Genomic DNA, 22,171 nt, shown 5'->3' with positions numbered 1-22,171 from the left:
TTTTAAAAATCTAATAAATAATTCATTTACAAATTAAAGGTTAAACTCAAATAAAGAATGTAAATTGTTTAAATTTTAGTACTTGAACATGAACAACTCTTTTTAATATTTATGTCCGAATCCACATACATACCATTAGCCCTAACCGTTATGCTTGGTCCACAAATTTTAGTGCCAATGCTACTTATTACAAGAAAAGACCCAATAAAAAGTTCTTTGGCTTATATTTTATCTGTTACTGCAACTATTGTTTTAACAACCTATATCTATTATTTTGTGATATATACAACACATTTTCACGAATTATCATCTCATGGAGAGCCTATTATTAAATATGTTCTTGCTTGTATTTTGTTTTTTGTTTTAATCAAAACAGTTGTTAAGAGAAAAAAAATAACACATCCTCCAAAATGGATGAAAAATGTGACAGATGCTTCTCTTAAAAAAATAGCTCTTATAGGATTTATGTTAATTGCATTTATGCCTGGAGATATAGCTATGGAATTTACAGTTGGAAGTCTTTTAAATACAAATAGCCATACATTAGTACAAGCTATTCCGTTTTTTTGTATGGTTAGTTTTATTGCCTCAATTCCATTATTAATCTATCTGAGTTTTGGAAAAAAAGGAAATCAGCTTATGACTCAATTAAATTCCTGGTTAAATACACATGGCTACGTAATTAACATTATTACTCTTTCCATTTTTATTTATCTTATTCTCTTTTAAAATAATTAAAACCATGTGGCATGTAAGAATTGAAAAAAATCTTTTTAGTTGATTATGCTTTAAATTTGAATTCTTGTTTATTTCAATTCAGAATATGATACTTTATCAATGATACTTGGATTGTTACTATCAATTTTTGGACTAAACACATCCTTACTAACAGGATAACATTCTAACATAGATTCCGGACAATCAGAATTGATAAGTTCTTTAATCTGAAGCTCATTTAATTCATTTGTAAGCCAAGACTGATAATTGTCTTCTGCTAAAATTACTGGTTGACGTTTTTTAACATTATGAATTTCGGCAAGCTGTGGTGAAGCTTCCTTAGTAAGAATAGTAAAGGTAATATAGGTATCAATTACTGTGTACAAACCTGCTAAAGCTAGAGGTTCTTCATTTTTATTATGAATATAAAAAGGGTACTTTTTCTTGTTATATTCATGAGGTTCAAAAAAACCTGATATAGGTATGATGCATCTTTTGTTTAAAACAGATTCTTTATATAAAAAGTGTTGAAATATTTTTTCTGAACGCGCATTTAGTCCACCACCAAAAGCCGTAGCTTCTTTAAAATAGGTTTTAATTTCTGATGCCTTTTTTTGTTTTGGAACAATACCCCAAACTCCAGGAGCTAACACTGTATTTCTTTCTTGAGGAATAACAAGCATGTTCGGATGAGCAAATCCGTTTAAATGATACTGAGGCGTATCGAACAAAGGTCTGATGGATTCTTCAAACAAAGCAACAGAAAAACTTTTTTCAAGCTTCGATGTTAACTGACTGACATTGGTATGAAAACACATGTATGTAATTGATTAGTTGCTTGCTAAAAATACTATTTAATTACAAACTGATAAAATTTATATGGAGAGCTAGGCATTTTCATTATCTTAGACTATCCTATTTACTCACACCATATGAAACCAAAGAATTCCAGAAGAAGATTTATAAAAAATACAGCTCTTTTAGGAGTCGGACTACCTTTTCTATGCCATCAAATGCTATCCTGCGAATCAAAAAATAAAGAAGAAAATAATCAGAATGTCATCGGTAAAAAAGGCTTAAACATCTTGATATTAGGTGGCACCAGCTTTTTAGGACCACATCAAATAGCCTATGCCATTTCTAGAGGTCATAGCATTTCAACCTTTACCAGAGGTAAAACAAAACCCACCATACATACAAAAGTTTTAAGCGAAGTAGAGCAGTTAATTGGTGATAGAGCATCCAATTTATCAGCTTTAGAAAACAGAACTTGGGATGTGGTTATTGATAATTCAGGTCATCATGCAGAATGGACAAAAAAGTCTGCCACCTTATTAAAAGATAAGGTTGATATGTATGTTTACACCTCTTCTACTGGTGTTTACTATCCGTATTTGGGAGATTATATAAGTGAAGACACTAAATTGCTATTGACAGAACCAGAAGGAATTGAAGACGAAGAGATGAAGATGGAGTATTGGTATGGTGTTATGAAAGCCAATTCTGAAGCAGATACCATTAACGCTTTTAGCAAAGACAGATCCATAATTATTAGACCTACTTATATGATGGGACCAGGTGATACATCTGATAGATTTATTTATTGGCCTTTACGCTTATCTAAAGGAGGAGATATTATGGTTCCAGGCAAAGAATTAGATCCTGTACAATATATAGATGTTAGAGATGTAGCCGAATGGACAATTAGGTTGGCAGAACAAAAACTAGCTGGAACTTATAATGCTGTAGGTCCAAAAAACACTCAAACCATGAAGGAGTTTGTGCTTGACGCTAAAGAAGCTTTTCCTGTAGATTCAAAACTTGTCTATATAGATGATTTTACTTTTTTAAAAAAACAAAAAATTACGCAACTAGTACCATGGATTATGCCTGAAGGAAATAATTATGGTTCTGCAAGAACAGTTAACCAAAAGGCCTTACAAAATGGATTAACTTTAAGAAATTTAAAAGAATCTGTTATAGAAACCTACAATTGGTGGAATTCTGATGCCTTAACAGATGAAAGAAGGCAAAAATTTGAATTAAACCCAGACTCTATGCTAGTTAAAGAAAAATCTATTCTTGAAGCTTGGAAAAGTTATAATAATATGTCTTAAAATAATTTACACCATTAATGAGGTATATTTAATTTAAGACCTACACTAAAAAATAACTTTACCTTTTGTAAGTTGTTAATATAAGCCATATCGAAATTTACTGGACCTAAGATGGAATTGTAAGAAAGGGTCGTTCCGGCTGAGAAAAGTAAGCTGGTATCTGTGGTATTTATCCAATTACCCTCTGGACTAAATGCATCTTGAATATAATCGTCAAAATCTCCAAATCCAACCGAAGCTAAATTAACATAAGGTATTATATAGATATTATTTAAAGGGCTAAATTGTGCTGCTACATTTAATTTCATGAACTGAGTTGCTATTAATTCAGAATTATCCAAACCTTGAAACACTACAGCATCTCTAATAGGTCTTACTAAGTTACCTCCTAAAAAATATTTTGCAGCAACTCCATAATCTAAAATCGATAAATCGTTTGCATCTACATCATCAAGAAACATAAACCCAGAGCTTAAATCTCCAATTATTGATGTCTTTTTAGTTATTGGAAATCTCTTTTCTAAAAAGAAGCTAATTTTAGAAAAACCATTTGTGGAGCCATTGGCATCATTTTCAGGATTAAGCTCGTATGATACATCTACATTATTTGTAAGGGTTCTACCAAATCTAGCTTTAAAATAAGTGCCAGAAGTGGCAAAAAACACTTGATTCATAGAATTATGCTGAAAATGTAAACTGAATTCTAAATTGCCATAAGTGTACTTTTTTAAATCGTACACATTGTCATTAACAGAAGGGTCTAGCGTAGGTTTTAATTTGGTAAATTCATAGGTTAAATCAAAACCAATATAATTATAAATGGAAGATAAATTTTTATTTATTTGAGCATAAATTTGATAGTATGCATTTTTCAATTCTTCTCCTTTATTTCCATCTACATAAAAATTTTGTTTGGTTTTTTGCCCAAAAGATTCAGCTCGCCACCACCAACTCTTAGTATCACCAACATATTGTTGGTATTGCACTCTATATTTAGGTTGCTCGGCAATATCTAAACCAATTAACAGCCTAGAAGAATAGCCTAGAATATTTCTACCAGTATAATTAACAACCAAACCTACTCCTTGTTGCGTATCGTAATGCAAAGCACCACTTAATTGGTTTCTAGCTTTTTCAAAACCGTTTAAATGCAAAATATTATTTCCCTCTACAACTTCAACATGATACGTAATCTGATAAAACAATTCTGTTCCCATGGCTTTATCAATAGCATTTATTAGCTCTTCAATTTGGTATGTTTTATTTTCAGAAAGATTCATTCTAGCTTTCAAGAGGCTTAAATTTTCTTTGCTTACGTTGTGATATTTAATACTACTGAAAACAAATTCGTCTTTTACTTCGGGTAACTTATGTTCTTTTTGTTTAAAAGATTTTAACTTTTCAGCTAAAGCAACTAGAGCTGACATATTATAATCTGTAGCAATAAATCCTTCTTCATAAATATTCTTGCTTTTTTCAAAATCACCTGTCGAATAAGATAAATTCCCTACATGATCTATTAGAACATCACATAAAGCTTTATTTTCGGGATCTTTAAGGTTGCTTGTTAGCATAGATGTTTGAAATAATATGTTTGCAATATTATCTAATTTGTCTATAGGCTCTAATCCTCCTCCAACATTACTTCCAATAATAATATCTGCTCCTAATTCTTTTGCCACATCTGTAGGAAAATTATCCAAAATGCCACCATCTACCAATAAGGTTTCTTTATAAGGTACTGGTTGAAATATACTTGGAATAGACATACTTGCTCTTATGGCTACGGCTAAAGAACCTTTATCTAAGACTAGCATTTCACCATTTACTAAATCTGTGGTTACTGCACGAAATGAAATTGACAAATCATCAAAATTAGTAACATTATACACAGGATATGTTAGAACTGAAAAAAATTCTCTTAAATTCTGATCTTTTAATAATGAGGCTTTTATTTTTGGTTTCCAATTTATAAAATCTAAACTAACTAAATAACGTCCAAATTCGCTCTTCTCTTCTACGCCAACATCTTTTAAAGAAACGTCTCCACCAAGAAGTTCACTCCATTTAGCCTGACTTGCAATTTTTGCAATACTATCTCCAGAATAACCCATAGCATATAAGCCTCCTACCACACTACCCATACTGGTGCCAACAATTAAATCTGGCACAATCCCTAGACTATCTAATGCTTGAAGTACAGGAATATGTGCAATCCCTTTGGCTCCACCTCCACTTAATACTAATGCTACCTTTGGTTTATTAACTTCTTGAGAAAAAACATGTACAGGTAGTGACATAAAAAAAGTTAAGATGAAAACACTTAAACAGCTTGTATTCCAATTAACCATATTCCTAAAACACTTATCTCTTCTAATTTTTAGTCGATGAGATTTTGTATTATTAACCATATCAAATTTCTTATGGCATAAAGGTATCATTATCTATCCATATAAAAACATCAAAAAAATATAATTATATATGTAGTCTTTAGACGGTGTTAAATTTTAAATAGATAAATATTAACTATAATGTATAAATACAAAGAAATATATATCTTAGTACCTACTTTAAAATTCTATTTAATTTTATAAAGATGAAAAAAATAATTTTAGTTTTAATCACTATAACTCTTGTAATGAGTTGTTCTTCTGAAGCAGATAATTCAGAAAAAAACCTAGACCTAATCGAGAAATATGTTTCAGCAGTCGAGAGTATAGATTTTGATGCTATGGATTTATATCTAGATGAAAAATACTTAGGATTAGGGCCATCTTATGGAGATACCATCAACAAACAACAAGCCATAACTAATTGGAAAAACAATGTTGAACATTTATATAAAAAAATCCATTACGATAAATCTAGAAATGCAGCCTTAAAAATTACAACCGGAGACAATCAAGGAGATTGGGTTTCTAACTGGGCTGAGTTAAAAATTGACTATAAAGGTAATAAAGGGTCTGCTATTATTTGGGCTAATTCTATTTATCAGATAGAGAACAATAAAATCATAAAAAGCTATACCTTCTATAATGAAGCAGATGTTCTGGAACAATTAGGCTATATTTTCTTTAACCCGATCGAATTATAAACTTAATCATTTTACAACATGAAACAAATCATATTTACATTCATACTTACTCTTACCTTTACTTATGTAGCTCAAGCTCAAAACAAAACCATAGCTTCCAGTTTAGGATTATTTGTTTTTCCTGCAAACAATCAAGATCAAGCGACTCAAGATGCGGATGAAGCTGCTTGTTACAAATGGGCAATGAATCAAACCGGATTTGATCCAATGAATCCTACAAAGGTTCAAGCTGCTCAAGTAGATAAATCTCCTGACGGAACAGCCGTTGTTGGAGCTGCAGGTGGAGCAGCTGCTGGTGCAGCTATAGGTGCCATTGCTGGAGATGCTGGAGAAGGTGCAGCTATTGGAGCCGTTGTTGGTGCTTTAAGAGGTAGAAGAGCAAAAGTTGCTGGCGACCAAAAACAGCAACAACACAACAATCAGGCTGCTGCAAGTCAAGAAAAAGCTATGAGTGAGGATTATAACAAAGCTTTTTCAGCATGTATGGAAGGGAAAGGATATACGGTAAAATAATAATCTATGAAAAAACATTCTATTCTCCTGATAATACTTTTGTTTTCAGGCTACCAAACTCATTCACAAGTATTAATATCCCTTTTATTTGGAGATAAACTAAACTCAGAAAACATAGAATTTGGTTTAGATGGAGGAGCCGATTTTTCAAGTTTAAAAGGTATTTCTTCTAATACCAGCCCTAATTTTTATTTAGGATTTTATTTCGATATCAATATTAAAAAAAATCCACAATGGGTTTTTAACACAGGAGTTATTGTAAAATCTACTATGGGAGCTGAAGATATTGCTGTTTACAGTTTAAATGATGCTGATTTAGATGCTGCTTTTGAAGGTGGATCGATACAACGAAAAATTAATTATTTTAATGTGCCTTTAGTTATAAAACGAAAGCTTGGCAACCATTTTTATGGTGGATTAGGTACTATGCTTGGTTTAAGATATAAAGCTCATGATGTATTTACAAATAAAGTTAAAGATAAAGAAGATTTAAATTATAAGTTAGATATTAAAGACCAAACCACCGCTTTAGATGCTGGATTAATGGCTAGTGTTAATTATAAGATTTTAACTAATATGGGAATGAATATAAACTTAAAATATTATTATGGCTTGGTTAATATTAATAAAAATGACGCTGAAGGCAAACAATATAACAGGTCTGTATATTTAGGAATTGGTATACCTATTGGTAGTGGAAAAAACAAAAAAGACAAAGAAGTTGAAACGCCTTCAATTGAAAAATAGAATTAATAAATTAATGTTAAATTTGAGATTCAAACATTAACACTTATTACAAACTTATTTTAATAACTCTTTTAATATTTAATTTATTTTGATTAAAAACTATATCTTATTAGTCTTTGTATGTTTCATTTCACTTTTATCCGAGGCGCAAACCCAAACAACTGATAGCCTTAATAAAAAAGTTGATATGAAAAATGTAGACTTCACAGTGATGCCGTTTTTAAGTTATAACCGAAATGTGAAGTTTATGTTTGGAGCTATTCCAATGGTTATGTATCGAACAAATAAGCAGGATACCATTTCGCCTAAATCCTTATCTGGCGCTGCTGGTGTATATACAACTAACAAATCATACTTTATAGGCATATTCAATAAGGTTTATTTTAATGAAGATAAGTGGCGTGGAACACTGTTTCTTGCAATTGGAGACCTTAATTCACAATTTTTTGTAGAGGAATTTAATAGTTCAGAATTCTATAACTATGGAACAAATGCCACCATTTTTAGCATTGGTATTCAAAGAAAAATAGTTACTAAATTATATGGCGGTATAACCTATACGTATGCTAATTACGATACAGTTTTTGAAGACAATATTGCTGATAAAACCACAACAACAACAACTAATGGTTTGGAATTTAATGCTCTATATGACACTAGAGACGATGTGTATTATCCTACCACAGGAAAAAAGATTAAAGCTAAATGGATAACTTTTGCCGAGTGGTTTGGAAATGAAGCAAAGGCCAACAAAATAAAAGCTGACTACAACCAATATTTTGCCATGAGAGATCAAAAAGATGTCTTGGCCGCTCGTTTTTCAAGTACAATTGGATTAGGTAACATTGCCTTTGAACAACAAACGGTTGTTGGAGGCAATGATATTAGAGGGTATTCTGAAGGCAAGTATCGTGGCAATACAGTAATTGCACTTCAAGGTGAATATCGTTTAAATTTTGCAAAACGTATGGGTGTTGTTGGGTTTGCCGGTATAGCCACGCTTTTTGGATCTGATAACGAAGATTTTGATGGTGAACTATTACCTGGAGTTGGTATTGGATATCGATATCGTGCTTTTAAAAAAGAAAAAATTAATATAGGTATTGATGCTGCAGTTGGTAAAGACGATTGGGGTGTTTATTTTAGAATTGGAGAAGCGTTCTAGTTTTTAAAAATTAAATTAAAACAGGCCATTTAATTAAAATAGTTGTTTTACTCTGTTATTATTCTTTTTAAAAGTAAAACATAAACCCGAAACTAATACGCATAGCATTTCTAGAAATAACATCGTCCACAAGAACATTTTCAACAGTTCCCTTAGTTTTTAGTTTTTTTACGCCATAATCTAATTCTAAGCCAAAGGTTAATCGATCTAACAAATCGTACATCACATTAAATAATGCATAATAATGGCTATGTTCTACATCTCCATTTAAATAAACCTCTGGAAATTGGTCATTTTCAGTAAGGATAAATCGTTGCATATCTTTTAAATGAAATTCTGTATAACCAATAACTAAATTACTATGCCATTTTTTAGAGAAATAATATTCGTAAGACATCCAACCTCCTAGAGCTGGTGTAGCTTCAAACGAATTATTACTTGTTGGATAACCATCATAACCTAATCCAGTTATGGTAGTTAGATACGCAGTAATACCCTTTCCTCCAGTAATTTGAAATTGAAAATTGTTTTGAGATACCTTATAAATGCCACTTAACCCAAAACCATAACCTATAAAGTTGTCTGTATCTCCTTCTAGTTTATATCGAACGCTCCTAAGTAGAGACACAGCTCTAATATGTCCCCAATCTTTTTTATAAGACACAGCAAAGGTTAGATCTGGAGTAGTTTGATTTGTTTCTTCAACCAAAGGTTCTAACTCATCATACCGATTATAATCTGTAATTGGAGCTTCTAAACTTATTTGATAGATCCAATTATGATTTTTAAAGGTATTCGTATATTTAACATGTGGTGTTCTTAACCAAACTCCAGAAGGGGGTCCTTCCCATTCCATAATATTTGGCCATAAATCTTCATCCCCAAAATTATTCCATGTTTGTCCAACTTGCCAATGTACAGATTCGATATAAGCTTTTCTTAATCGCATATGTCCATTACCTCCCCAAAAATCTGTTTCTAGAACAGCTTTTAGAACCTTCCCATTTTCTAAAACAAAATGAGAGGTCCAATTTATTTGCGATTGGTATAAATCTACATGCAAACTACTGGAATCATCTGTTCCGAAAACATTAATCATTCCAACGTTAAAAGTTTCAGATTCATTTAAGCCACCAAAAACATCATAATAGCCATTGAGCTTCATATTAACACCCAAACTGGTTTTAAATTTAGGCAGGTTATTTATAGAGTCTTTTGATGCAATAGTTAAAAACCGTTCCTGTGAATTAGAAACAGAAGAGAGTAATAAAGCTACACTTAATAAGCATAGGTTTTTCATGTGGTTGGTTTAAGTTTGATAAAAGTTAATCAAATTTCACATACCATTTACATTGAGACATAAAAAAAGTACTTCTATTGAATTGCTTACTTGTTTAAAATATTTAAAAACCTTAATTCTAGTTCTTTTTATATGTCTCAATAAATTTCTTAGCTCTCTTATTCCCAGTGTTTAATTCTAATGCTTTGGTATAATTATTAAATGCTTGTAAACTATCTCCATGTCTTAAGTAAGCATCAGCTAAACTATCATACACATTATCGCTATCAGGATATAAAGCCACATTTATTTTAAATACTTCAATGGCATCTTGAAATTCTTTTTTTCTTAGTTTCTCATAACCTAATTCATTAATTTCACCTTCTTCTATAAAAATACTAGTAGAATCCTGTTTTTTAATTTCTAAAAACCCCTCTAAAGCCTTTGAATAATTCTTACTTTGTAAATACATGCTTGGCGTTTTAAATGAATCTGAAACCTTTAAATAATCGTAAGTTAATGGTGCATTTTCATCTTCAGGAATAATTGATAAGTAATATTTTTTAGTTTCTGGCTGTTGAACAAAACGCAGTTTTTTATACATATCTGCTACAAAAAAAGTATGCTCATCTAAAACGACAGGTTCTAGCTTTTCGGCTCCTCGCCACTTTAGGTACAATTTATTACTATCGTAATACACATCAACAACCTCATCTGGACTGAATAGGTAGCGTCCTGAAGTTTGATTAATATGTTCTTGAGAATAATCAATATTTTTTGAACAACTTGTAGCAATTGCTAATAGTAAAAAAGTAAATAATAAAGTTTTAGTTGCCATTTTGATTTGATTGAATGGTTATAAGAAAATAACGAGTAAAAAAAAGTCTCATTATAAATGAGACGATTTTTTTTACTTTTTGTTACTATTTACTATTGAAAATTACGAGACTCCCATCAACTCTACATCAAATATCAAGGTTGCGTCTGGAGGAATCACTCCTCCTGCTCCACGACTGCCATACCCTAAATCACTAGGTATAACTAGTCTGGCCTTATCTCCAACGTTTAATAATTGAATCCCTTCATCCCAACCAGCGATTACTTGACCAACTCCTACTGGAAATTCCAAAGGTTGTTTGCGTTTGTATGACGAATCGAATACTGTTCCGTCTGGCAATTGCCCTTTATAATGTACAGAAACTGTTTGTCCTTTTTCTGCTTTTTTTCCTGTTCCTTTTTGAAGTATTTGATAACGTAAACCACTTTCGGTTTCTTCAAAACCTACTGCTAATTTATCTAATTCTGCTCTTTTAGCTTCACGTTCTGCAGCTACTCTTTTTTCACGAGCACCTTCAAAGGTTCTAAAAGCTTCAATAGCATTAAATGCTTCAGCATCTGCTCCTACTCTAACAATTTCTAAAGTTGTTAATTCATCACCTTGAGCAATCGTATCAACCACATTTTGTCCTTCAACTACATGTCCAAAAACGGTATGCATGTTATCTAACCAAGGGGTTTCGATATGTGTGATAAAAAATTGAGAGCCATTGGTTCCAGGTCCTGCATTTGCCATTGATAGCACTCCAGGTCCTGAATGTTTTAAATCTGGATGAAACTCATCGTCAAATTTATATCCAGGATTTCCAGTTCCAGTTCCTTGAGGACAACCACCTTGAATCATAAAATCTGGGATGACTCTATGAAATTTTAACCCATTATAATATGGTGTTCCTTGAGCTTTAGCTGAATTTTCCATGTTACCTTCTGCTAATGCTACAAAGTTCCCTACTGTTCCTGGTACTTTTTTGTATTCTAAAGCCACTAAAATGTCTCCTTTATTGGTATTGAATTTTGCGTATAAACCGTCTTGCATGTTCTTTTTTTTAATAAAGTGCAAAGATACGGAATGAATTACGATTAACGAATAACCTTATTAGATTTTTGAAGTTATAGACATTGAAATTTCAAAAAACAAATTCCAAATTCCAAAAACTAAATTCCAACCGACAAGAAATTATTACGCAAAGCTACGCTGAGAAATACAAAGATTCACAAAGGAATCGTGTTTGTAAAATCTATCATTATTAAAAACTTCAAACTGTAACCGAGACTGGACACTAATTAGCAACCTCACTAATAAACTTAATACGATACAATCGTAGTTCTTCATCATCATAATCGCCATCGAACTCGTCAATAGCATCATCTATTTTATCAGTTTTTGCTTCCATGAAATAATCATGAATCTCTTCTTGTTGGTCTTCGTCTAAAATATTATTAATCCAATAATTGATATTTAATTTGGTGCCAGAAAAGACAATGGCTTCCATTTCTTTAATAAAATCTTTCATTTCCATACCTTTAGCAGAAGCAATATCATCTAATGGTAGTTTTCTATCTATATTTTGAATGATATACAGTTTTAAAGCAGAATTACTTCCTGTTGATTTTACCACCATATCGTCTGGACGAATAATATCGTTTTCCTCAACATAATTAGCTATCAGTTGCACAAAATCTTTTCCATATTTTTTAGCTTTCCCGTCACCAACACCATGGACATTACTTAGTTCGTCTATAGTTATTGGATATTTTAAAGCCATATCCTCTAGAGAAGGGTCTTGAAATATAACAAAAGGTGGTACGCCTAGTTTTTTGGCATTCTTTTTTCGCAAGTCTTTAAGCATATTCATCAGGTTTTCATCGGCCGATACACCACCTCCTTTTGCTGATGTAATAATATGATCATCGCTAGAATCGTCGAATACATGATCTTCTGTCATCATATAAGACTCTGGTTTTTCAATAAATTGCTTTCCAGAATCTGTTATTTTAATCACGCCATAAGTTTCAATATCTTTACTTAAATAACCAGATACTAATACCTGTCTTACTAAAGCCATCCAATATCCTTTATCCTTATCTTTTCCTTTTCCAAAAAACTCCAATTCGTCTGTTCTATGAGATTTTATTAGAGCATTGGCTTTCCCAATAATCACATTGACTAAGTCTTTAGACTTATATTTTTCGTTGGTACTAACTACTGTTTCTAAAAGCAACCTAACATCATCTTGAGCTTCATGTTTCTTTTTTGGGTGACGTACATTATCATCCATATCGCCACCTTCGCCAGTTTCATTATCGAATTCTTCCCCAAAATAATGAAGAATAAATTTTCGTCTAGAGATGGATGTTTCTGCATAAGCTACAACCTCCTGCAATAAAGCTTGTCCAATTTCTTGTTCGGCTACCGGTTTTCCAGACATGAATTTTTCTAATTTCTCAATGTCTTTATAGGCGTAAAATGCCAAACAGTGACCTTCGCCTCCATCTCTTCCAGCACGACCTGTTTCTTGATAATAGCTTTCAATACTTTTAGGAATATCGTGATGTATTACAAATCGCACATCTGGTTTGTCAATTCCCATTCCAAAAGCAATAGTTGCAACCACCACATCTATATCTTCCATTAAAAACATGTCTTGATGATTGGCTCTAGTTTTAGCATCTAATCCAGCATGATAAGGCACAGCTTTAATACCATTAACTTGTAAGGTTTGTGCTAATTCTTCAACACGCTTTCTACTTAAACAATAAACAATGCCAGACTTACCAGAATTTTGTTTTATAAAACGGATAATATCTGCATCTACTTGCTTGGTTTTCGGTCTTATTTCATAATATAAGTTAGGCCTATTAAAAGATGCTTTAAAGGTTCTTGCATTAGGTATGGCTAAGTTTTTTAATATATCTTCCTGCACTTTTGGTGTTGCTGTAGCCGTTAATCCAATAATTGGGATATTATCACCAATGCGTTGAATGATGTGTTTTAAGTTTCTATACTCAGGACGAAAATCGTGTCCCCATTCACTAATACAGTGGGCTTCATCAACAGCCATAAACGAAATTTTTACAGAGCGTAAAAACTCGACATTTTCTTCTTTAGTAAGTGATTCTGGCGCAACATACAATAATTTAGTAATGCCATCAACAATATCCTTTTTAACTTTCTTAATCTCTGTTTTGTTCAAAGAAGAATTTAAAACATGAGCTACGCCTTCATCATTAGAGATGCCTCGAATGGCATCTACTTGATTTTTCATTAAGGCTATTAAAGGGGAAACTATAATGGCTGTTCCTTCTTGCATCAAAGCAGGTAATTGGTAACATAAAGATTTACCACCTCCTGTTGGCATGACAACAAATGTATGATGACCAGATAAAATGCTTTTTATAACTTGTTCTTGCAATCCTTTAAACTTACCAAAGCCAAAATATTTTTTTAAAGCACCTTGTAAGTCTTTTTCAACTATCGACATGAATCTTTTTAATTTTAATTTACACTTTAATAAAATACATTAAATTAAAAATAGCTATTAATTATCCTAATGTATTTAGAGAACACTCAAAAAAAATTTCGTTAGATTTGTAGCGCAATTAAACGCACATAAAATCAGTTCGTTTTTGAATTACTTTAAAGATAATAAAATCTTTAAAAGCATCAACCCAAAAAAATAATAAATTTTGAACAACCAGAATTCTATTATACATACTGCAAAACAAACCATTGAAATGGAAAGTAAGGCCATTTTAAATTTGTCTACGTTAATTAACGAGGAGTTTGCAGCTAGTGTAGAGCTAATTTATAACTCAAAAGGCCGAGTTATTATTACAGGAATAGGCAAAAGTGCCATAATAGCTACTAAAATTGTAGCTACTTTAAATTCTACTGGAACTCCTGCTGTTTTTATGCATGCTGCCGACGCCATTCATGGCGATTTAGGCTTAATTTTAGAAGACGATGTGGTTATTTGTATTTCAAAAAGTGGGAATACACCAGAAATTAAAGTATTAGTTCCTTTAATTAAGAATGCTAAAAACAAAATGATAGCCATTACTGGCAATCCAGAGTCATTTTTAGGACAACAGGCAGATTATGTGTTAAATGCTTATGTTGAAAAAGAAGCCTGCCCAAACAATTTGGCTCCAACAACTAGTACAACGGCTCAATTAGTAATAGGTGACGCTTTAGCCGTATGTTTATTAGAATTAAGAGGGTTTTCAAGTAAAGACTTTGCAAAATATCATCCAGGAGGTGCTTTAGGCAAAAAACTGTATTTAAGAGTAAGCGATTTATCTGAAGTTAACCAAAAACCTAAAGTTTCATTACAAACAGGAATCAAACAAATTATAATTGAAATTTCCGAAAAAATGCTTGGGGTAACAGCTGTTGTTGAAGACGATCGGATTATTGGCATTATAACAGATGGAGATTTAAGACGTATGTTAAGTAAAACAGATGATTTTACGTCCTTAACTGCAAAAGACATCATGAGTCAAAATCCTAAAAGAATAGACTTTAATGCCATGGCTGTAGATGCCATGGAGCATATGGAAAAGTATGGTATTTCCCAATTACTGGTAGAGAAAAAGGGTAAATATGCTGGTGTAGTTCATGTACACGACTTAATTAAAGAAGGCATACTGTAATGGCAAAAAAAAATGTGAACGAAATGTCTTTCCTCGATCATTTAGAGGATTTACGCTGGCATTTAATTCGGGCTACTATTGCTATTCTCATATGTGGCACTGGAGCCTTTATCTTTTCAGATTTTATTTTTGATACCCTTATTTTTGGCCCTAAAAAAATGAGTTTTCCAACTTACAAATGGTTATGTAGTATGTCTCAATACATAGGCATAGAGACCACCTTTTGTTTAGATGAATTCCCTTTTAGAATACAGAATAGAACCATGGCTGGACAGTTTTCTGCCCATATCTGGACTTCTATTTATGCTGGTTTTGTAATTGCTTTTCCTTATGTTATCTATCAGTTCTGGAAATTTTTAAGTCCTGGCTTACATAAAAACGAACGCAAACATTCTAGAGGCTTTATTATTATTTCATCCTTTTTATTCTTTCTTGGCGTATTATTTGGCTATTATATAGTAACGCCTTTATCTATCAACTTTTTAGGAACCTATAGTGTTAGTAGTGAAATTTCAAATGAAATAGATATCAGTTCTTATATCTCTTTGGTAAGATCTTCTGCCTTAGCATCAGGTATTATTTTCGAACTGCCCATTATTATCTATTTTCTAACCAAAATTGGCCTGGTAACACCTCAGCTCTTAAAAAAATACAGAAAGTTTGCTCTGGTTATAGTTTTAGTGCTATCTGCTATTATTACACCACCAGATATTGCCAGTCAAATAATTGTTGCCATTCCCATATTAGTGCTTTACCAAGTAAGCATTTATATTTCCAAAATAGTAGTTAAAAATCAAAAGAAAAAAGAAAAATACCATGTCTGATATAGTAAACGAATTCAACGATTATCGTTCTAAAATGAATGATAAAATCTTAGCTGATAACAATAAAATTATCAAACGTATTTTTAATTTAGATACCAATGCCTTTCAAGAAGGTGCTCTAGATGTTAAAACAAAAGAGTTATTAGGATTAGTAGCATCTACGGTTCTACGTTGCGATGATTGTATTAAATACCATTTAGAATCCAGTTATAAAGAAGGATTAAAAAAAGAAGAAGTTGTGGAGGCCTTAAGTATTGCAACCTTAGTTGGAGGCACCATAGTAATTCCACATTTACGTCGTGCTTATGAGTTTTGGGATGCTTTAGAAGAAACACGTTAAACTTATAATAAATAAAAGTCTAAAACATGTCTTGTCTTTCTAATTTACTATTTTAGCAGCCATTACCTAGTTATATGAAATTAAAAGCCGACAATTTAATGAAGTCCTATAACGGACGAAAAGTGGTTAAAGATGTCTCACTTGAAGTGAATCAAGGAGAGATTGTTGGTCTTTTAGGTCCAAATGGTGCTGGAAAAACGACTTCGTTTTATATGATTGTAGGTTTAATTAAACCCAATGGTGGGAGCATTCATTTAGACAAAACCAATATCACCAAATATCCCATGTATAAACGAGCTCAAAATGGGATAGGTTATTTAGCTCAAGAGGCCTCTGTATTTAGAAAGTTAAGTATAGAAGATAATATTTTAAGTGTGTTACAACTTACCAAATTAAGTAAGAAAGAGCAACACCATAAAATGGAGTCTTTAATTGAAGAGTTTGGTTTAGGTCATATTAGAAAAAGTAGAGGCGATTTATTATCTGGTGGCGAAAGAAGACGTACAGAAATTGCCAGAGCATTAGCTACAGATCCAAGCTTCATTTTATTAGATGAACCTTTTGCTGGAGTCGATCCAGTAGCCGTAGAAGATATTCAACGTATTGTAGCACAGCTTACCAAAAAGAACATTGGTATTCTTATTACAGATCACAACGTACAAGAAACCTTAGCCATTACAGACAGAACTTATTTAATGTTTGAAGGTAGCATTCTTAAAGCTGGTGAACCTGAAGAATTAGCTAGCGACGACATGGTTAGAAAAGTCTATTTAGGTCAGAACTTTGAGTTACGTAAGAAAAAGATTAGGGAATAAATCTTCAAATTCCAAAAAAACTGAATTCCAAATTCCAACGGCTTGTCCGTTAGAAGCTTTAGGTCTTCGTACAATTTCTGACTCTGTCATTCCTGCAAAAGCAGAAACTTGTCATTCCTGCGAAAGCTGGAATCCACTTAGCTTTACCCTATTTCGTAATCCTGTATCCTCTGTCATTCCTGCAAAAGCAGAAACTTGTCATTCCTGCGAAAGCAGGAATCTACTTAAAATGTAAAGCTTTCAAATGTTATATAAACTCCCTAATCAATCAAATAAATCCAATCCTTTGATAAATCGTTCCAACAAGGATTTTCTTCTTCAATTAAATCTATTTTCCATTGGCGTTTCCATTTCTTCATATTCTTTTCTCTTTTTATGGCATCATTAACATATTGAAACGTTTCAAAATATATAAGTTTATTTAACCCGTATTTTTTAGTAAAACCTGCAACTAATTTGTTTTTGTGTTCGAATATTCTTCGTTCAAGATCGTTAGTAACACCAATGTATAAAGTGCCGTTGGTTTTATTGGTTAAAACATAAAGATAATATTGATGTATGGCTTTGTACATGAAGATGTAAATCGTTAAATTATTGGATTCCTGCATTCGCAGGAATGACAGTAAAGGATATCATATCTAATTATAAGCCCATTTACTTAGGCTATAGTTTACTTTTTTCACCTGAAAAAAATAAATAAAAAAATCGTCCTCTTTATACATAAATGGCATTTTATTATTGACCATACTAACCCTTGCTTTTAAAAACAATCTTAAAAGCCAGGTACCTGAAGAATTAGCTAGCGACGACATGGTTAGAAAAGTCTATTTAGGTCAGAACTTTGAGTTACGTAAGAAAAAGATTAGGGAGTAACAATTCAGGGTTCAAAATTCTAGATTCAAGATTTAAAGTTCAATATCCTATCCTCTACTCTCTATGCTCTATGCTCTATGCTCTATGCTCATAAATCCAATTAACAATCTTCAATCTTTAAACTTCCCTATAAGTGCTTTTACAAGTTTAAACAGCAACAAAGCCACAAACCCAACTATCAAGCCCACTATAAACTCTCTTAATAGGCTTGGCCAAGATTCTAAGACATGATGTAGAAACTCCAAATTATGTGAAAAAATACCACCTGCCACCAGTAATAAAGCAATGGTTCCAATAATTGATAGCAATTTAATAACTTTTGGCAAAGCTTGAACTAAGAGGTTTCCAAAAAACTTTAAAAACCCTTTTCCGTTACCTAATTGCACTAATCGCAAACCAAAATCATCCATTCTAACTATTAAAGCTACAATCCCATAAACACCTATGGTTGCAATTATAGCCACAACAGACACAACTAATACTTGAAATAAAAGTGGTTCTCCAACAACTGTTCCCAAGGCTATAATAACTATTTCAACTGATAAGATAAAATCGGTAACAATGGCCGATTTAATTTTCTTCTTTTCCAATTCTAAGACATCTGTTTTGGATGGTGTTTCAACTTCCAAAATATGTGCTTCTTCATTATGTGGTACAAAAAATTCATAGACTTTTTCGGCTCCTTCAAAAGCCAGATAAACACCTCCTAAAACCAGAATAAAAGTGACTGCCCAAGGTAAAAAAGCACTTAATAAAAAAGCAATGGGTAAAATTATCAGTTTATTTAAAAAAGACCCTTTAGTAATGGCCCAAAGTACTGGCAACTCTCTGGAAGATACAAATCCTGATGCTTTTTCAGCATTTACAGCTAAATCATCGCCTAAAATTCCTGCTGTTTTCTTTGTAGTAATTTTACTCATGGCTGCTACATCATCCATAAGGGTAGCAATATCATCTAATAAGGCAAAAAATCCGGAGGCCATAAATTATAAAAATTCTAAATTACAAATACAAAATTCCAATTGAATTACTGAATACTGAATACTAACTAATTCCTTTCTGATTTACTAAAGATAATCCGATATAAACTAAAATAATTAAAGGGATAGCTGCAAACTGCAACACAATTAAAAGCACCAAGCATAGCATGATAAAGATATATCTAATGGCATTATTTTTAAAACTCCAGTCTTTAAATTTTAAGGCAAATAACTTAATTGAAGACACTAGTAAATAAGAACTTACAAAGGTTAAAATTATTAAAAACCAAGGGTTAATGATGATAGAATTTATTAAATCGTTATTCTGAAATTCCATTATTAGGGGCAGCGAAATAATCAATAAGGTATTTGCTGGTGTTGGTAAGCCTTTAAAATAAGATTGTTGCTCTTCATCTATATTAAATTTAGCCAATCTATAAGCTGATGCCATGGTAATTAGAAACCCTAATAAGGCTATAGGTGCAAATTGAAATCCTTGCCAGTGTAAGGCAGAATTCCATTCCTTAGAAAAAGCTACCAAATCTGGCGCATTACTAGATATAGCCAGTAATTTAAACATGACAATTCCAGGTACTAAGCCACTGGTAACCATATCTGCTAGCGAATCTAATTGGATGCCTAATTCACTTTGAACTTGAAGTTTTCTGGCTAATAAACCATCAAAGAAATCGAAAAATATTCCTAAAGCAACAAAACCAGCTGCTGCTACAAAATTATTATTAACAGCTAGTAACACTGCTATACAACCAGAAAACAAATTTAAAAGGGTTATAAAATTAGGGATCTGTTTTTTCATTTAAAGGACTTATTTCATGTAAAAATAACAAAGAATTTTCGTCTAATACAACAATTATACAATAACTACTACATTTTCAAGTTTAATATGTTGAAAAAATATGGCATATTTGCAAAAATTAATTGTTTTTTGAAAAAGACATTCACAACCTTACTATTCCTTATTACAGTAACGGTATTCGGTCAAGCTGTTAGAAAATATTCTAACGAGTTTATGAATATTGGTGTGGATGCTGCAGCCTTAGGTATGAGTAATGCTGTTACTGCTTTTTCTGCTGATGTTAATTCAGGGTATTGGAATCCTGCTGGCCTAGTTCATCTAGAAGACAAACAAATGGCTTTGATGCATTCCAGTTATTTTGAGAGCATTGCCAATTACGATTATATTGGATTTGCTATGCCCATTGACGATAGAAGCTCCTTAGGGATCTCTGTCATTCGATTTGCAGTAGATGATATCTTAAATACCACCCAACTTATAGACGACGAAGGACATATTAACTACGATAGAATTAGTTTGTTCTCTACTGCCGATTATGGAGTGACTTTTTCTTATGCCAGAAAATTACCTTTAGATGGTTTTAATTATGGAATTAATGCCAAAGTTATTCGTCGAATTATTGGAGATTTTGCCTCTTCCTGGGGGTTTGGACTCGATGCAGCCATTCAGTTTGAAACCAGAGACGAATGGAAATTTGGTCTTATGGCTAGAGATATCACAACAACCTTTAATGCTTGGGCTATAGATGAAGACGAATTTGCTACCATCCAGGATGCTGTAGAAGGGCAGAATCAAGAGCTCCCAGAAACCACCGAAATAACCATTCCTAAGTTACAGTTTGGAGTGGCTAAAAAATTTATTATTAGATACGATTATTCTCTTTTGGCAGAAGTAGATTTAAACATTCGTTTTGAAGAAAATAACGACATTATTTCTACTTCTTTTGCCAGCATCAGTCCAGCTCTTGGATTAGAGTTTGGATATATTGATATGATTTATTTGAGAACTGGAGTTGGTAATTTTCAAAATGAATTACAATTAGATAATGAAGAACGTGTTAGTTTCCAACCAAGTATTGGTGTTGGTTTTAAATATAAAGGCATTCAAGTAGATTATGCCTTTACAGATATTGGCGATCAAAGTGTGGCTTTGTATTCCAATGTGTTTTCACTAAAAATAGATTTCAGTATCTTTAGATAAAAAGGCTTATGAGACATGCTTTCTTGATACGTATTACTTGTCTTTTATTTGTTCTTAACTCTTATTCTCAATCCAAAAGACTGTCGGACACTGCTGAAATAAGCGTTTTAACCATTGCGCCTGGAACTTCTTTAAACGATGCTTTTGGACATAGTGCCTATAGAATTAAAGATAAAAGATATGGCGTGGATTTGGTTTATAATTATGGAATCTACGATTTTAATACCCCAAACTTTTACACCAAATTTGCCCAAGGAAAACTAAACTATCTTATTGGGAGAAATTATTTCGAAGACTTTTATAATAGTTATGTCTATCAAAACAGAACTATTAAAGAGCAGACTTTACATCTCAGTCAAACAGAGAAACAGCAGATGTTCGACTATCTAGAATCCAATTACAAACCTGAAAACAGAGCTTATTTATACGATTTTTTCTATGATAATTGTGCCACTAAAATTAAAGAGGTGTTAGTTAAAAATGTAGACAGTCCAATAGTATTTAATAACCCTGAAGATTTTAAACCCCAAACCTTTCGAACCCTTATCCAGAACCAGTTAGATGCTAATTCCTGGGGTTCTGTAGGAATAGATATTGCCTTGGGATCTGTTATAGATCAACCAGCCACTCCAGAAGAGTATATGTTTTTACCTAAATACATTCATGCTTTTTTTAATGAAGCTAACTTAAATAATGGAGATTCATTAGTAATAAACGACCAAGTGATATTTAAACAAAGAGAGATTAAATATTCTAAACAGATTTTATTTAGTCCTTTTACCATTTTTAGTGTTTTAGGAATTTTAATTATTGGCATCACCTATTTCGATTATAAAAACCAACGAAGAACCAAGCTTCTGGACATACTGTTATTCTCGATAACTGGAGGTATTGGTATATTAATCTTATTACTTTGGTTTGCAACAGACCATGAAGCGACTGCTCAAAATTACAACCTGCTTTGGGCTTTTGCTTTAAACCTGTTCGTTATTAAACAAGTCATAAATAAATCTCCAAAGCAATGGTTTATTAAGTATTTAAAATTCTTAATTATTATGCTGTGTTTACTTTGCTTTCATTGGCTAGTTGGCATTCAGGTGTTTGCTATTGCATTACTTCCTCTTTTTATAGCACTTGCTGTACGGTATGTGTATTTGGTTTGGTATTATGATGGTGCGTTGTGAATCGTGATTCGTGATT

22 protein-coding genes and 1 pseudogene are annotated in these 22,171 nt (G+C 32.2%); 14 read left to right on the top strand and 9 right to left on the bottom strand.

Going from position 1 to position 22,171, the window contains the following annotated elements; genetic code table 11:
- Window positions 1-111 precede the first annotated feature (111 nt).
- On the top strand, window positions 112-729 hold the full coding sequence (locus tag FVF61_RS06030) for a GAP family protein (RefSeq protein ID WP_148454382.1): 618 nt from the start codon (window positions 112-114) through the stop codon (window positions 727-729).
- Between the two features lie 77 nt (window positions 730-806).
- Here FVF61_RS06030 and FVF61_RS06025 read toward each other — a convergent pair whose 3' ends face one another.
- Window positions 807-1,535 carry an SOS response-associated peptidase gene (locus FVF61_RS06025; RefSeq protein WP_148454380.1) on the bottom strand — a complete coding sequence of 243 codons (729 nt, stop codon included), beginning with the start codon at window positions 1,533-1,535 and terminating at the stop codon, window positions 807-809.
- Window positions 1,536-1,649: 114 nt separating this feature from the next.
- Here FVF61_RS06025 and FVF61_RS06020 point away from each other — a divergent pair, with 114 nt between their 5' ends.
- Complete coding sequence (locus FVF61_RS06020) at window positions 1,650-2,834, top strand: NAD-dependent epimerase/dehydratase family protein (RefSeq protein ID WP_148454378.1); 1,185 nt, start codon at window positions 1,650-1,652, stop codon at window positions 2,832-2,834.
- A 14-nt stretch (window positions 2,835-2,848) separates the two neighbouring features.
- Here the strand turns inward: FVF61_RS06020 and FVF61_RS06015 are convergent, their stop codons facing one another.
- A complete protein-coding gene (locus FVF61_RS06015; protein WP_233586715.1) occupies window positions 2,849-5,134 on the bottom strand; it encodes a patatin-like phospholipase family protein in 2,286 nt (761 codons plus the stop codon).
- Window positions 5,135-5,430: 296 nt separating this feature from the next.
- On the opposite strand from FVF61_RS06015, the gene FVF61_RS06010 reads away from it, so the two are divergent.
- The 4 genes from FVF61_RS06010 to FVF61_RS05995 all read left to right on the top strand — a co-directional run bounded on the left by FVF61_RS06010 (window position 5,431) and on the right by FVF61_RS05995 (window position 8,353).
- Window positions 5,431-5,928 carry a nuclear transport factor 2-like protein gene (locus tag FVF61_RS06010; protein WP_148454376.1) on the top strand — a complete coding sequence of 166 codons (498 nt, stop codon included), beginning with the start codon at window positions 5,431-5,433 and terminating at the stop codon, window positions 5,926-5,928.
- 18 nt (window positions 5,929-5,946) lie between these two features.
- A complete protein-coding gene (locus tag FVF61_RS06005) occupies window positions 5,947-6,441 on the top strand; it encodes a glycine zipper domain-containing protein (RefSeq protein ID WP_148454374.1) in 495 nt (164 codons plus the stop codon).
- A 6-nt stretch (window positions 6,442-6,447) separates the two neighbouring features.
- A complete protein-coding gene (locus FVF61_RS06000) occupies window positions 6,448-7,188 on the top strand; it encodes an outer membrane beta-barrel protein (protein ID WP_148454372.1) in 741 nt (246 codons plus the stop codon).
- 187 nt (window positions 7,189-7,375) lie between these two features.
- Complete coding sequence (locus FVF61_RS05995; RefSeq protein ID WP_148454370.1) at window positions 7,376-8,353, top strand: BamA/TamA family outer membrane protein; 978 nt, start codon at window positions 7,376-7,378, stop codon at window positions 8,351-8,353.
- A 67-nt stretch (window positions 8,354-8,420) separates the two neighbouring features.
- Here FVF61_RS05995 and FVF61_RS05990 read toward each other — a convergent pair whose 3' ends face one another.
- From FVF61_RS05990 to recQ, 4 genes are all read right to left on the bottom strand, one after another.
- Window positions 8,421-9,653 carry a hypothetical protein gene (locus FVF61_RS05990; RefSeq protein WP_148454368.1) on the bottom strand — a complete coding sequence of 411 codons (1,233 nt, stop codon included), beginning with the start codon at window positions 9,651-9,653 and terminating at the stop codon, window positions 8,421-8,423.
- A 118-nt stretch (window positions 9,654-9,771) separates the two neighbouring features.
- Window positions 9,772-10,470: a tetratricopeptide repeat protein gene (locus tag FVF61_RS05985; protein WP_148454366.1), complete on the bottom strand. Its 699-nt coding sequence runs from the start codon at window positions 10,468-10,470 to the stop codon at window positions 9,772-9,774.
- 102 nt (window positions 10,471-10,572) lie between these two features.
- Entirely contained in the window at window positions 10,573-11,505 is a 933-nt protein-coding gene (locus FVF61_RS05980; RefSeq protein ID WP_148454364.1) for a peptidylprolyl isomerase, read from the bottom strand.
- Window positions 11,506-11,749: 244 nt separating this feature from the next.
- Window positions 11,750-13,951, bottom strand: a complete 2,202-nt coding sequence (recQ, locus tag FVF61_RS05975; protein WP_148454362.1) for a DNA helicase RecQ — start codon at window positions 13,949-13,951, stop codon at window positions 11,750-11,752.
- A 253-nt stretch (window positions 13,952-14,204) separates the two neighbouring features.
- Here recQ and FVF61_RS05970 point away from each other — a divergent pair, with 253 nt between their 5' ends.
- The 5 genes from FVF61_RS05970 (at window position 14,205) to FVF61_RS05950 (ending at window position 17,336) form a co-directional block, all read left to right on the top strand.
- Window positions 14,205-15,122: a KpsF/GutQ family sugar-phosphate isomerase gene (locus FVF61_RS05970; RefSeq protein WP_148454404.1), complete on the top strand. Its 918-nt coding sequence runs from the start codon at window positions 14,205-14,207 to the stop codon at window positions 15,120-15,122.
- Window positions 15,122-15,946, top strand: coding sequence for a twin-arginine translocase subunit TatC (gene tatC / locus FVF61_RS05965; RefSeq protein WP_148454360.1), 825 nt, complete (start codon window positions 15,122-15,124; stop codon window positions 15,944-15,946). The genes FVF61_RS05970 and tatC overlap by 1 nt, the downstream gene beginning before the upstream one ends.
- On the top strand, window positions 15,939-16,286 hold the full coding sequence (locus FVF61_RS05960; RefSeq protein WP_148454358.1) for a carboxymuconolactone decarboxylase family protein: 348 nt from the start codon (window positions 15,939-15,941) through the stop codon (window positions 16,284-16,286). Before tatC ends, FVF61_RS05960 begins: the two co-directional genes overlap by 8 nt.
- A gap of 74 nt (window positions 16,287-16,360) precedes the next feature.
- Window positions 16,361-17,101 carry an LPS export ABC transporter ATP-binding protein gene (lptB, locus tag FVF61_RS05955; RefSeq protein ID WP_148454356.1) on the top strand — a complete coding sequence of 247 codons (741 nt, stop codon included), beginning with the start codon at window positions 16,361-16,363 and terminating at the stop codon, window positions 17,099-17,101.
- A complete protein-coding gene (locus FVF61_RS05950) occupies window positions 17,070-17,336 on the top strand; it encodes a hypothetical protein (protein WP_148454354.1) in 267 nt (88 codons plus the stop codon). Before lptB ends, FVF61_RS05950 begins: the two co-directional genes overlap by 32 nt.
- A gap of 25 nt (window positions 17,337-17,361) precedes the next feature.
- Here the strand turns inward: FVF61_RS05950 and FVF61_RS05945 are convergent, their stop codons facing one another.
- Window positions 17,362-17,673 (bottom strand): GIY-YIG nuclease family protein, encoded by a 312-nt coding sequence (locus tag FVF61_RS05945; protein ID WP_148454352.1) that lies wholly within the window; start codon window positions 17,671-17,673, stop codon window positions 17,362-17,364.
- A 199-nt stretch (window positions 17,674-17,872) separates the two neighbouring features.
- Here FVF61_RS05945 and FVF61_RS14325 point away from each other — a divergent pair.
- A pseudogene (locus FVF61_RS14325) lies at window positions 17,873-17,974 on the top strand (LPS export ABC transporter ATP-binding protein); the annotation flags it as partial.
- Window positions 17,975-18,084: 110 nt separating this feature from the next.
- Here FVF61_RS14325 and FVF61_RS05935 read toward each other — a convergent pair.
- Complete coding sequence (locus tag FVF61_RS05935) at window positions 18,085-18,957, bottom strand: DUF808 domain-containing protein (protein ID WP_148454350.1); 873 nt, start codon at window positions 18,955-18,957, stop codon at window positions 18,085-18,087.
- Window positions 18,958-19,018: 61 nt separating this feature from the next.
- Window positions 19,019-19,771: a CDP-alcohol phosphatidyltransferase family protein gene (locus FVF61_RS05930; RefSeq protein ID WP_148454348.1), complete on the bottom strand. Its 753-nt coding sequence runs from the start codon at window positions 19,769-19,771 to the stop codon at window positions 19,019-19,021.
- 129 nt (window positions 19,772-19,900) lie between these two features.
- Here FVF61_RS05930 and FVF61_RS05925 point away from each other — a divergent pair, with 129 nt between their 5' ends.
- Together FVF61_RS05925 and FVF61_RS05920 are read left to right on the top strand one after the other, a co-directional pair.
- The gene (locus FVF61_RS05925) at window positions 19,901-20,971 is read left to right on the top strand and encodes a putative type IX sorting system protein PorV2 (protein ID WP_233586713.1); all 1,071 of its coding nucleotides are present in this window, start codon (window positions 19,901-19,903) and stop codon (window positions 20,969-20,971) included.
- Between the two features lie 8 nt (window positions 20,972-20,979).
- Window positions 20,980-22,155 (top strand): lipoprotein N-acyltransferase Lnb domain-containing protein, encoded by a 1,176-nt coding sequence (locus tag FVF61_RS05920; RefSeq protein WP_148454345.1) that lies wholly within the window; start codon window positions 20,980-20,982, stop codon window positions 22,153-22,155.
- Window positions 22,156-22,171 lie beyond the last annotated feature (16 nt).

The organism is Xanthomarina maritima, assembly GCF_008084905.1.
GTDB classification, from domain to species: Bacteria; Bacteroidota; Bacteroidia; order Flavobacteriales; family Flavobacteriaceae; genus Xanthomarina; species Xanthomarina maritima.
The sequence above is the reverse complement of the archived record's forward strand: the minus strand, read 5'-3'. Positions and strand labels throughout refer to the sequence as shown.